Source organism: Ensifer sp. (assembly GCF_035999135.1).
Taxonomy (GTDB): Bacteria; Pseudomonadota; Alphaproteobacteria; order Rhizobiales; family Rhizobiaceae; genus Ensifer.
In genome coordinates this window covers 38,962-50,667 of sequence record NZ_DASYGZ010000180.1, presented here as the reverse complement: position 1 = coordinate 50,667, position 11,706 = coordinate 38,962, and the positions used below count along the sequence as shown (strand labels likewise).

General features: G+C 63.2%; 10 protein-coding genes. 6 read left to right on the top strand and 4 right to left on the bottom strand.

All coding sequences use genetic code 11. The annotated features are described in order from the left end of the window. Positions 1–227 precede the first annotated feature (227 nt). Entirely contained in the window at positions 228–596 is a 369-nt protein-coding gene (locus VGO12_RS23735; RefSeq protein WP_327515189.1) for a helix-turn-helix domain-containing protein, read from the bottom strand. A gap of 236 nt (positions 597–832) precedes the next feature. Between VGO12_RS23735 and VGO12_RS23730 the strand changes: the two genes are divergently transcribed. Continuing rightward, positions 833–1,249 carry a GFA family protein gene (locus VGO12_RS23730; protein ID WP_327515188.1) on the top strand — a complete coding sequence of 139 codons (417 nt, stop codon included), beginning with the start codon at positions 833–835 and terminating at the stop codon, positions 1,247–1,249. Between the two features lie 96 nt (positions 1,250–1,345). On the opposite strand, the gene VGO12_RS23725 is transcribed toward VGO12_RS23730, so the two are convergent. The 3 genes from VGO12_RS23725 to VGO12_RS23715 all read right to left on the bottom strand — a co-directional run bounded on the left by VGO12_RS23725 (position 1,346) and on the right by VGO12_RS23715 (position 4,755). Further along, complete coding sequence (locus VGO12_RS23725) at positions 1,346–2,062, bottom strand: GntR family transcriptional regulator (protein ID WP_327515187.1); 717 nt, start codon at positions 2,060–2,062, stop codon at positions 1,346–1,348. A gap of 102 nt (positions 2,063–2,164) precedes the next feature. Beyond that, complete coding sequence (locus tag VGO12_RS23720; protein ID WP_327515186.1) at positions 2,165–3,361, bottom strand: amidohydrolase; 1,197 nt, start codon at positions 3,359–3,361, stop codon at positions 2,165–2,167. 17 nt (positions 3,362–3,378) lie between these two features. Further along, positions 3,379–4,755 carry an amidohydrolase family protein gene (locus tag VGO12_RS23715; RefSeq protein ID WP_327515185.1) on the bottom strand — a complete coding sequence of 459 codons (1,377 nt, stop codon included), beginning with the start codon at positions 4,753–4,755 and terminating at the stop codon, positions 3,379–3,381. A 166-nt stretch (positions 4,756–4,921) separates the two neighbouring features. Here VGO12_RS23715 and VGO12_RS23710 point away from each other — a divergent pair, with 166 nt between their 5' ends. From VGO12_RS23710 to VGO12_RS23690, 5 genes are all read left to right on the top strand, one after another. After that, entirely contained in the window at positions 4,922–6,496 is a 1,575-nt protein-coding gene (locus VGO12_RS23710) for an ABC transporter substrate-binding protein (protein ID WP_327515184.1), read from the top strand. A 163-nt stretch (positions 6,497–6,659) separates the two neighbouring features. After that, positions 6,660–7,625: an ABC transporter permease gene (locus VGO12_RS23705; RefSeq protein WP_327515183.1), complete on the top strand. Its 966-nt coding sequence runs from the start codon at positions 6,660–6,662 to the stop codon at positions 7,623–7,625. Beyond that, positions 7,625–8,521 (top strand): ABC transporter permease, encoded by an 897-nt coding sequence (locus tag VGO12_RS23700; protein WP_327515182.1) that lies wholly within the window; start codon positions 7,625–7,627, stop codon positions 8,519–8,521. The genes VGO12_RS23705 and VGO12_RS23700 overlap by 1 nt, the downstream gene beginning before the upstream one ends. Before the next feature lies 1 nt (position 8,522). After that, positions 8,523–10,241, top strand: a complete 1,719-nt coding sequence (locus VGO12_RS23695; protein WP_327515181.1) for an ABC transporter ATP-binding protein — start codon at positions 8,523–8,525, stop codon at positions 10,239–10,241. A 92-nt stretch (positions 10,242–10,333) separates the two neighbouring features. After that, positions 10,334–11,530 (top strand): cyanate transporter, encoded by a 1,197-nt coding sequence (locus VGO12_RS23690; protein ID WP_327515180.1) that lies wholly within the window; start codon positions 10,334–10,336, stop codon positions 11,528–11,530. Positions 11,531–11,706: the final 176 nt, after the last annotated feature.

Below are 11,706 nucleotides of genomic sequence, written 5' to 3'. Positions count from 1 at the left end.
AGAGGTGCCCTTCACCCGCCCCGATCTGATCTTGCAACCGGATCAGCCGTTCCGATCGGGGCTGATCATCGTGCCATGCGACGGCCCAAAGTGACATTTCTACTTTGCACCAACGCGGACAGTTCAACTTCGCTGCCACATTTCCCGTAGCCGGGCGGATTCCATTTTCAAATGCAACAGAGACAAACTGGCCATCGTTTCTCGATGGATGATGTGGCCACCTCACCTCAAGCAGACGGGAAAACGGGCATCGATAGCGCCTGCGTCGTCTTTTCGGCCATGCGGATCTCGTAGGCCTTGCCCCAATGGGACATCACCGTCACCGCCTGGTTCAGGCTGCGGCCGAACTCGGTTGCGGAGTACTCGACCCGCTGCACCTTGCCTGGAAAAACCTTGCGACGAAGGAGGTCGTCCGCCTCCATCTCGCGGAGCGCCTGGGCCAGCATCTTCTCGCTGACGCCCGAGAGAACCCTTTTAAGTTCGCCAAACCGGCGGGGCGCCACGTTGATCTCCCAGAGGATGTCGGTTTTCCATTTCCCGCCGATCACGTTGAGGGCGCTCGCAAAGCCACAGTCGTCGTCCGGCAGGCGCTTCATGTGTGTCTCCTTACTTCAAGGTAACCGGTTACTTGAAAGTGCGTAATTTACCAATGGCTTCTGGCCGACCTATCAAGTGGGATCTTCGGAACTGGAGTTCAATCGAATGACCAAAATAGGTTCCCTCGGTGCCGGCCGGATGGGCGCGGCCCTGATTAAAGGGTCTGCTCAACAGCGGCCACAAGATGCGATGGACAAGGCGCCGACGCAGCACTCGCACGGTTCATGGTTTCGCGATGAGTGAGCGAAAGACCGATGAAATCCGCACCGCCGCCTGCTCGTGCGGCAGTTTCCGCCTGACCGTAAAAGGAGCGCCTGAACGGGTCTATGCCTGCGCCTGTCTGGAGTGCCAGAAGGCGACCGGATCCGCATTTTCCTACCGTGCGCGCTACAGCAAGGACGCCATTGCCCTTGACGAGGGAGACCGGCGACGGTTTCGGCGCCTGAACGATGCCGGTATGTGGATGGACCAGGTGTTCTGCCCGAACTGCGGGACCATCCTCTACATGGAAGCCGAGGTCATCAACGACAAGCTCGTCGTATCCGTTGGCTGTTTCGGTGAGCCGGACTTCCGTGCGCCGGCCTCGATCTACTGGTCGAGACGGCGTCACGCCTGGTACGAACCCGATGGTGAAATCGACCTGATCGAATAGCCGCAAGCAGGACGGGCCAGGTGACGGCCGCCCTCGCCTTCACCACCTGCCCCGCCCGAATGGGTCGGCACGGGCGGAGATCCGCGCCGCCGGCGCCTACAGGCCCTCTTCCCTGGCATAGGCCGCAAGGAGATCCGACACGTCGTGCTCCGAGCTGTTCTTGAACAGCGCCCGCGACGTGATGGCTTCGATGTGATGGTCCATCAGTTTGCAGGCGCCTTCGCGATCGTTCCGCGCGAGCGCGGCGATCAACTCGCGGTGCTCGGACACGGCGCAATCGGACGAATGGGGACGGCCATAGAGAGATAGGATCATCGATGATCGTGAAACCAGTTCCGTCACGTACCGCGACAGGATCGCATTCTTCGTCAACTGCGCGAGCAGCACGTGAAACTCGCCGGCGAGTTGGATCGAGGCAGACGGATTGTCGATGCGGGCCTTGTCTTCAGCGTCCACATGCGCCTCGAGCGCCTTGACCATCGGAGCCGTGAGCTTGCCGATCAGGCTGTCGACGACCAAGGTCTCAAGCGATCGGCGCACTGCGAAAATGTCGTGTCCGTCTTCCAGGCTCGGATGGGCGACGCATGCGCCCTTGTTCGGGCGCTGCTCGATCAGACCTTCCCCGTTCAGGCGTGCCAGCGCCTGACGCACGATCGTGCGGCTCACGCCGAGCCGCTCGCCGATCGAATCTTCAGGCAGCTTGGCACCGGCGGCAAACGCCTGCTCCAGGATCGCCCGTTTCAAGATCCGATAGACCGCATCCGACTTCGGAACGGTCGATTTTTGATGGCTGCCGTTAGGGTTGGGGATCATGGTCATCCTGAACGTCGCAAAACACACTGCAGGAATCTGCCGGGTGCCGGGTTGCAAAAGGCTATCACTACACGGAAAGCACCGTAAAGCCGCTCTCCTGCCCTATTCATGGGCGGGCATGCTTCCAAGCACCTCCCCGCTGGCGACGACGACGCGGCCGCGCCTGATCACGGTCCGGTTTTGTGGCGTCAGGGCCACCGCTTCCGCCACGCTCCGTGCGGGCAGAAGCACGAGATCGCCGAAGCAGCCCTCATCAAGCGCGTGACCGGCAAGACCGATCCCCCTGGCACCGCCCGACGTACAGATGCGCGCGGTCTCTTCAAGGTCAGCATCGTTGGCCATGCCGTTTCGTTGAGCGAGATATTTGGCGCGCTCCAGCATGTCCCCACTGCCGAACGGGTCCCATGTTCCCTGAATGCCATCGGAGCCGGAAGCGACGGTGACACCGTGCTCGCGCATCAGCCGCAACGGCAGCGCCGGCGCCGAGGGGCTGCCGACCGTCATCACCGCGATCTCTTCGTCAACCATCGACTTGATCAGTGCCTGTTGGCGGGTCGCGTCGAGCATCCCGAGACAATAGGCATGGCTCACCATCACCTGGCCTTGAAGGGATAGCGCGCGCGTCCGCTCGATGATGAGTTCCAGACAAAAAGCGCCGAGATCCCCCGGTTCGTGCAGATGGATGTCGACAGGTTTGCCATGACGATCGGCAAGGGCGAAAATCGCGTCGAGATGGCGCACCGGATCACGCTCGATGGACGCAGGGTCGATGCCGCCGACCACATCCGCGCCGGCCCTCAAAGCCTCGTCCATCAGCTCGAAGGTGCCTTCACGCTGAAGCATGCCGCTCTGCGGAAAGGCTACGATCTGCAGGTCGATCAGATCGCGCATCGCCTCGCGCGTTTCGATCACCCCCAGGATATTGGCAATCCCGATCTCGGTGTCGACATCGACATGGCTGCGGATGCTGAGGACTCCAAAGGCAAGCGTCTGGGCGATCTGGCGGGCGGACTGGCGGCGCGCGTCGATGCCGAGCTCACGCTTGGCCTTTCGATCGGCGAGGATCCGGTCGTTGCGGGCTGGGCCCACCCGGTTCTCGAACCAGTCCATCCCGATCAATGTCTTGTCGAGATGGGTATGCGCCTCGACAAAGCCAGGCAGCGCAATGTGGCCGGACGCATCGATCTCGTCCGCCGGGCGGTCTCCAGCGATTGCGGTAAAGCGTCCGTCGCGAATGAACAGGTCCTGGACAGCGCCGCCGAAGGGACGGGCATTGCGTATTATCAGGTCTGCCGACATTTGGAATTCCTCTCCTCTCACGAGTGCGTGCCGAGCCCGGCGCGTGCCATGGCCCGATGGAAGGCGCTCAGCGCCCGCTCCAGAATGGCGTCTTCGTCCTGGTCGACGAGCCGTCGGCCGCGCATCAGGATGCGCCCGTCGACGATGGTCGTGTTGACGTCGGCTCCGTTGGCGTAGCGTGCAAGGCGTTGCGCCGGATCATGGGGCGGCCACAGATGCGGCTGGCGCATGTTCACCAGAATGATGTCGGCGCGCTTGCCGGCCTCAAGCGAACCGATCTCATCCGCCATGTTCAATGCGCGTGCGCCTTCGATTGTCGCCATGGCCAGGAGCTGCAGGGGCGGCAACACGGCGTCATCGGCAAAATGGCGCGCATGGTAGCGATGCGCCTGGAACATGTTGCGAAACATGTCGAAGGAGCGATCGGGCGCCGCCGCATCGGTTCCGAGCGATACGGTGACACCGTCCGCCATCAGTTCGGGTGCCGGGCAGCGACCATAAACCGACATGATGGCGCTCGGATTGTGTGCAATTTTTGCCCCAGTTCGTTTAAGAACCTCCCGATCCTTCGCAGTCAGATCGATGCAGTGGGCCAGCAGCGAGCGCTCATCGAAAAGCCCCAGCCGGTCGTCATTGGCTGCGATCGAGCCGCTTCGATGGCCGTCCTGCACCAGAAGCACGCCTCTTTCGCGCGCGCGATCGCGCACTTTGCATGCAATCCCGTGGATCGCCTCGTCCTGCAACTCCGCCTGATCGAATACCGGTAGGGAAAAGACAACCCGGAGCCGGTCGTTCCGTTCGGCCCAGGCGTCGACCAGGGCCGTTGCGACGTCCACCTGCCGGTCGGGAGACACGATGACGTCGTCATGCGCCGTCGATGTGTACTGGCGATAAACGTGGTCACGGCCGGTCCGGTTCGGCCCCACGGCAAGGACCTCGCGAAGGCCCATCGCCGCTATGGCCTCAAGGTGCGCCTCCGCCGCTTCGGGACCGTCGGTGCGCATGATGTCCGGCCCCCCGCCGAACAGCAGCGCCGCGGTCGTCGTGCCGCAGCGGATCCGTTCTGCCGCCGAGAGCGCCGCCTCTGCCGCCCAGAACTCGGGGTCGGTCGCCGTGGCATAGATTCGTCCGGTGACATCCATCCAGTCTTCCGCCTCGGTGCCAAGCCCCTTGGTCAGCATGTGGCCCGCATGGGCGTGGGTATCGATCAACCCGGGCATCGCCACCATTCCGCCAGCCTCGATCCGTTCGACCGGCGCCTCTCCGAAAAAGTCCCCCTCCCCGATACGGACGATGCGCCCGCCTTCAATGAGGATATGGCCGCGATCGATGATCCGCCGTCCTACATCCATCGTCACGATCGTGGCGTTTTCAATCAGCAGTGCATCCGTCATTGCGCGTTCCCTTCCTGGCTGCCGGATACGGCGAACTTTTTTGAGAAAGCGCCACCAAATCCGGTTTTACCCATCTTGATATTGTTCTGATCAGATGTACACTCTTTATGGGAACAATCGTATCCAACAGAAGCAAAAATATGTATACGTTAACTGGGAGAAATCGATGAAGACCTCTATCAAGACCCTTTTGGCGGGGTTCGCCCTGCTGGTGCCGATGTCAGCGCCGGCCCTTGCGGAAACCCTGCGCTGGGCCTCGTCCGGCGATGTCATTTCCTACGACCCCAACGCACAGGTCGACAGCTTCACGCAAAGCGTTCACCACATGGTTTTCGACCCGCTGGTGCGTCGCAACAAGGATCTGAAGCTTGAGCCGGCGCTGGCGACATCCTGGGAAGTCGTTGAGCCGACCCGCTGGCGCTTCAAGCTGCGCCAGGGCGTGAAATTCCATGAGGGCCAGCCGTTCAACGCCGACGACGTCGTGGCGACGATCCAGCGCCAGATCGATCCCGGCGCCCGCAACCGGGAAAACCTGTCGACGGTGGTTGGTGTCGAGAAGGTGGACGAATACACCGTCGACCTCATCCTGCGCGCACCGTATCCGCTGCTTCTCAACGATCTTGCCGCCATCTACATCATGAGCAAGCCCTGGATGGAGCAGCATGACGCCCTGAAGCCCGGCAATGCCTCGACCGGCGTCGTTACCTATGCCAGCAACCACGCCAATGGCACGGGCGCCTTCAAGCTGAAGGCCTATGAGCCGGATTCGCGCTCTGTCTTTGAAGTGAACAAGGAGTGGTGGGACAAGCCGCAGCACAATCTGGACGAGGTCGAGTTCCGCCCGATCGCCTCCGACGCCACCCGCGTTGCCGCGCTATTGTCCGGCGAAGTCGACATGATTGCGCCAGTACCTCTGCAGGACATCGATCGTATCGCGGCCACCGATGGGCTGAAGGTCGTTGAAAACCCGTCGCTGCGCACGATCTTCTTCGTCTTCAGCTACCGGCCGGAACTCCACGCAACGCCGGGCCAGCCGAACCCGCTTCGCGACGTACGTGTGCGCCAGGCCTTGTGGCAGGCGATCGATACCAACACGATCCAGAAGCGCCTGATGCGCGGCAAGTCGCGCACTGCCGGCATGCTGGTCGCGCCGGCCGTAACCGGTTACGACGAGGATATCGACGTGCCGCTGCCCTATGACGTCGCCAAGGCCAAGGCGCTGCTTGCCGAAGCCGGCTATCCCGACGGCTTCAAGACCGGGCTTGCCTGCCCCAACGACCGCTACATCGCCGATGAACAGATCTGCCTTGCGGTTGCTTCCATGTGGGCGCAGATCGGCGTTCAGGCCAATGTGAACGTCGAGAGTAAGACGACCTATTTCCCGCGCACCGACAAGGGCGAATTCGACGTCTACCTGCTCGGCTGGGCCTCGCTGCCGCCTATGGACGGCTTCAGCCCGCTGCAGGCGCTGCTTGCGACCAATGACGGCACGTTCGGCGGCAGCAATGCCGATGGGCTCTCCAATCCCGATATCGACAAGCTAGCCCACGCCGCTGCCAGCGAACTCGACGAGACCAAGCGTGTCGAGATGCTGAAGGAGGCCTTCCGCATCACCCATGACCAGGTACTCTACCTGCCGCTGCACCAGCAGCCGGTCGCCTGGGCCATGAGCAGCAAGGTCGACATGCCGCAGTTCCCGGACGAGTACGTTCGTCCGTGGTTTGCGCAGATCAAGAAGTAATCGGGAAACTCCCAGGCGCCGTCCCGGTTAAGCGAAAGCGAGCCGGGACGACGCGGCAGACCGGGCCAACCCCTCCCCGCTCCTTTGGAGCCCGGAGGAAGCGGGAGCGCAACACCCCGGTTTTCGCCCTTGGGCAAGCTCGCTCCCTCGCAAGGACTATCCGATGATCAGACTCTTCTCAGTCCGGTTGCTTCAAGCCATCGTCGTGATGGTTGCTGTGACCGCCATCGCCTTCTTCATGTTCCGTTTCGTCGGCGATCCCGTCGCCTCGATGGTGCGTGAGGGCGCCACGCAGGCGGAAAAGGACGCGGTCCGCGTCGCGCTCGGCCTCGACAAGCCGGTGTTCGTCCAGTTCGCCACTTTCGTCGGCCAGGTGCTGACGGGCGATCTCGGCACGAGCTACCGCTACCAACAGCCAGTGACGACCCTGCTGCTCAGCCGCCTGCCCGCCACACTGGAACTGGTGATGGTCGCCACCGTGCTGGCGCTGTCGCTCGGCATTCCGCTCGGCGTGCTCTGCGCGCTGAAGCCAAAGGCCTTCCTCTCCCGCTTCACGCAGTCTGCGACGCTTGTCGGCATCTCCATGCCCACCTTCGTCACGGGGCTGTTGCTGATCCTTATCTTTGCGGTCAATCTGCGCTGGCTGCCGTCCTCAGGGCGCGGCGATCTCGTCGATATCGGACCGTGGCAGACCGGATTCCTGTCGCTTTCGGGCCTGAAGTCCCTGATCCTGCCGTCGATCACGCTGGCCCTGTTTCAGCTGACGCTGATCATGCGGCTGGTGCGTTCTGAAATGATCGACGTTCTGTCGTCGGACTACATCCGCTTCGCCTTCGCACGCGGTCTGCCCCGGACCTACATTTACGGCCGGCTGGCATTGCGCAACGCGTTGATGCCTGTCGTCACCGTGACCGGTCTGCAGATCGGCCAGCTCATCGCCTTCGCCATCGTCACCGAAACGGTGTTCCAATGGCCGGGCATGGGCCTGCTCTTCACCAATGCCGTCGGCTACCCCGACGTGCCGGTGCTGGCGGCGTACCTGCTCTTCGTCGGCTTCCTGTTCGTGATGATCAACATGATCGTCGACATTCTCTACACCTTCATCGATCCGCGCCTGAGGACACGATAATGGCCACGCAATCCCTGATGCGCCGGCTTCCGCCGGTTTCCGTTATCATCGCCAGCCTGGTGCTTCTCATCATGCTGATCCTCGTGATATTCGCGCCGCTGATCGCGCCGATGGATCCGCGCGATGTCGCTTCCTATTCGCTGATGGACATGGAAATTCCACCAGCCTTCATGGACGGTGGCGATCCCCGCTTCCTGCTGGGCACTGACAACCAGGGTCGCGACCTTGTCTCGGTGATCCTGTTCGGCTTGAGGATCTCCGTCCTCATCGGCCTTGGCGCGGTGGTCTTTGCGGCCATGCTCGGCGTTGTGCTCGGCCTTGTCGCCGGCTTCTTTGGTGGGGTGGTCGACGGCATCGTCATGCGCATTGCCGACATCTTCGTCAGCTTCCCTACCATCCTCGTCGCGCTTCTGATCAGCGGCATCACCCGCGCGCAGCTCAGCGCCGAGACCATGCTCGCCTGGGCGCCGCTGGTTCTGATCTTTTCGATCGCCATCAACGAATGGGTGCAATATGCGCGCACCGTGCGCGCATCGACCATGGTGGAGATCGCCCGGGACTATGTGCGCGCCGCCAAGGTGATCGGGCTGCCGGCCCCGCGCATCATGGGGCGCCACATCCTGCCGAACATCATGAGTTCGGTCATGGTCATCGCCACGATCAACCTTGCAGGCGCCATCCTGACCGAGGCGACACTCTCCTTCCTCGGCGCCGGCATGCCACCGACCTATCCGTCGCTCGGCACGCTGATCCGCATCGGCAACCAGTTCCTCTTCTCCGGTCTCTGGTGGATCGCGGTCATGCCCGCAACGGTGCTCGTCGTCCTCGTTCTCGCCGTCAACGTGATCGGCGACTACCTGCGTGATCATTTCAACCCCAAACTGATGGCCCGATGAGATGACCGAAACAACGCGTCCCGTCCTCGACATCCGCAATCTCCGCGTCGAGTATCCGCTGGCCAATGGCGACACGCTTGTCGCGGTCAAGGATATCGACCTCACGATCCGGCCCGGCGAGATCCATGCCCTCGTCGGCGAATCCGGCGCCGGCAAGACCACGGTCGGCAATGCGCTCATGGGGCTGTTACAGGCACCCGGCAAGATCGCCGCCGGTTCGATCGTGATCGCCGGCAAGGAGATCGACCTGCGCACCGGCCGCACGGAGGGCATTGTGCCCGGCCGCGATGTCGGGGCGATCTTCCAGGACCCGATGACGAGCCTCAACCCGCTTTTCACGGTGGAAAGTCAGCTCTGCGAAGGCATGCTCACCCATCTGAAGCTTTCGTCCCGGGAAGCAAAGGCCCGCGCGCTCGACCTGATGAGGGCCGTCGGCATTCCCGAGCCTGAACGCCGGCTCGGCAGCTATCCGCACCAGCTGTCCGGCGGTCAACGCCAACGCGTCGTCATTGCCACGGCGCTCGCCTGCAACCCGCAACTGATCGTCGCCGACGAACCGACCACCGCCCTCGACGTTTCGGTCCAGGCGCAAATCCTCAAGCTGATCCGCGACCTCGCCGACGAGCGCGGCGTCGGGGTCCTGCTCGTCACCCACAACATGGGTGTCGTCGCCGAGATCGCCGATCGGGTCACCATAATGCAGAACGGGGCGGTCGTTGAAACCGGTCCGACACGCACGGTGCTGACTGCACCCAAGGCGCCCTACGCCCGCACGCTGATCGCAGCCGTGCCGCCCATCGATGCGCGCCTCGACCGTCTCCCGGTCCCAAGCGAAGAAACGCAGGTGACGCTTGACGCCCGCGCCAGCGTGCGGCGCAAGAGCGCGCGTGCCGAGACAGGCAGCCGCGAAGACGTGGTTCTTTCGGTGCGCGACCTTGCGGTGGAATATGGAGGACGGTCCCTGCTCCCCGGCCGCAAGGCGTCGGTGTTTAAGGCCGTCAAGGGCGTTTCGTTCGACGTCAGGCGCGGCGAGATCTTTGGCCTCGTCGGCGAGTCCGGTTGCGGCAAGACCACCGTTGCCAACACGATCGCCGGACTGGTGACCCAGAGTGCTGGCTCGATCGACTTCCAGGGCACGGCACTTGGCGCCCGACGCGAAAAATCGATCCGCCAATCCCTGCAGATGGTGTTCCAGGATCCCTATTCCGCCCTTAATCCGCGGCTGCGCATCAACGCCGCCATCGCCGAACCGATCCTGTTCTACAAGCTCGCCGCGAATGCGCAGGAAGCCCGTGAGGATGCCAGGACCCTGCTCGAAGCCGTCGGCCTCCCGTCGGACGCCGGAGCGCGCTTTGCGCATGCCTTCTCCGGCGGCCAGCGCCAGCGTATCGCCATTGCCCGCGCGCTTGGGCCCCGCCCGTCGCTGCTTATCTGCGACGAGCCGACTTCGGCACTCGACGTCTCCGTCCAGGCGCAGTTGCTCAACCTGTTGAAGGATCTGCGCGATCTCGCCGGCCTTTCCATGCTGTTCATCAGCCACGATCTGGCGGTCATCCGCCAGATGTGCGACCGCGTCGCGGTGATGAAGGCAGGCGAGATCGTCGAACTTTCGGAGACCGAAACGCTCTTCACCGCGCCGAAGCACGAATACACACGCGAGCTTCTGCGCCTTGCGCCATCGGTGGAGCGCATCTTCGGGCGCCAGCTGGCCTCGGCATAGGAACAATGTCGCGCCGAAGAAAAGGCGCGCCCGCCGGGCGCGCCCGTTCGGACCGACCGAATAAGAAGAAGACCCAAAGGAAACATCCGCTCATGTCCCCATCCACCCAGCCCCAATCGGGCCGGCAATGGCTGTTGCTGGTTCTCGTCGTGATGGTTGCCATCAACCTCAGACCATTCCTGACTGCACCCGGGCCGGTCCTGTCCGAAATCGTCGCCGATACCGGCATGGGATATGGCAGCCTCGCCCTGTTGACGCTGCTGCCGATGATGCTGATGGGCGTGGGCGCCTTTGTGTCGCCTGCCCTGCAGGCGATGATCGGCACGCGGCGCGGCATCCTGATCGCGCTCCTTGTCCTGGCGGCGGGTTCCTTGCTGCGGCTGGTCGCGCCTGGAGGCGTGGCGCTGGTGATGACTGCCGCGCTTTGCGGCGCGGGCGTGGCGTTCATCCAGGCGGCCTTTCCCGGCATCATCAAGGCGGAGTTCCCCAACAACATTCCTGTTGTCACTGGTCTTTATTCCGCGATCCTGATGGGCGGCGGCGCGTTGGGTGCACGACTGACGCCGTTGCTCGTCAATCACGGCTTCGGCTGGCGCCCGGCGCTTGCCTGGCTTGCAGCGCCGGCGATCATTGCATTCGGCGCCGCCTTCCTCATTCTCAAGGATTCGCGCAGCCAGCGGCCGGACAGGGCGCTTGCCGGGCGGCTCATGTGCCGACCCCGCACCTGGACGCTCATTCTCGCCTTCGGCCTCGTCAATGCCGGCTATTCCTCGGCCGTCGCCTGGCTTGCCTCCTATTATCAGTCGCTCGGCTGGAGCAGCGGTGACAGCGGCAACCTGGTGGCGCTGATGGCCATCTGTCAGGCGGCGGCCGCCCTCGGGCTGCCGGTGCTCGCGCGACGCAACGTCGATCGCCGCGCCTTTCTGCGCCTCACGCTCGCCATGCAGGCGATCGGCTTTGCCGGCCTCGCCTTCCTGCCCGAAGCCGCACCCGCGATCTGGGTGGGTCTCTGCGGCGCCGGCCTTGGAAGCAGCTTCTCGCTCGCAATCGTAACCGCACTCGACCATCTGCCGCGGCCCGAAGAGGCCGGCGTCCTTGTCGCGCTGATGCAGGGCGGCGGCTTCCTGATCGCGTCGCTCGGGCCGTTTGCAACCGCATTTCTTCACCACTTCAGCGGCAGCTTTGCCCCGGGCTGGACGCTTCATCTCCTTTGCGTCGCCACCGTGTTCTTCCTCTACATGCGCTTCAACCCGTCGCGCTACGCCCAGGCCATGCAAGCCCCGGCTTGAGGACGGGCGCATGGTCCCATACCGCTCCGTCGCCTCGATCGGGCTCACCGCGCGTGACTACGTCGCATCAACGTCAGGGTGAGCGCCCAAGGCGAGCCTTGCCCACGCCGCCATCAAAGCGCTGGACATTTCGGCATTTTGTATGCGATTCCGGGAGAAAATTGTCACGGCTTGGA

Coding starts and splice junctions, on each gene's coding strand:
- VGO12_RS23735 (WP_327515189.1), bottom strand. CDS start 596: ATGAAGCGCCTGCCGGACGACGACTGTGGCTTTGCGAGCGCCCTCAAC.
- VGO12_RS23730 (WP_327515188.1), top strand. CDS start 833: ATGAGTGAGCGAAAGACCGATGAAATCCGCACCGCCGCCTGCTCGTGC.
- VGO12_RS23725 (WP_327515187.1), bottom strand. CDS start 2,062: ATGATCCCCAACCCTAACGGCAGCCATCAAAAATCGACCGTTCCGAAG.
- VGO12_RS23720 (WP_327515186.1), bottom strand. CDS start 3,361: ATGTCGGCAGACCTGATAATACGCAATGCCCGTCCCTTCGGCGGCGCT.
- VGO12_RS23715 (WP_327515185.1), bottom strand. CDS start 4,755: ATGACGGATGCACTGCTGATTGAAAACGCCACGATCGTGACGATGGAT.
- VGO12_RS23710 (WP_327515184.1), top strand. CDS start 4,922: ATGAAGACCTCTATCAAGACCCTTTTGGCGGGGTTCGCCCTGCTGGTG.
- VGO12_RS23705 (WP_327515183.1), top strand. CDS start 6,660: ATGATCAGACTCTTCTCAGTCCGGTTGCTTCAAGCCATCGTCGTGATG.
- VGO12_RS23700 (WP_327515182.1), top strand. CDS start 7,625: ATGGCCACGCAATCCCTGATGCGCCGGCTTCCGCCGGTTTCCGTTATC.
- VGO12_RS23695 (WP_327515181.1), top strand. CDS start 8,523: ATGACCGAAACAACGCGTCCCGTCCTCGACATCCGCAATCTCCGCGTC.
- VGO12_RS23690 (WP_327515180.1), top strand. CDS start 10,334: ATGTCCCCATCCACCCAGCCCCAATCGGGCCGGCAATGGCTGTTGCTG.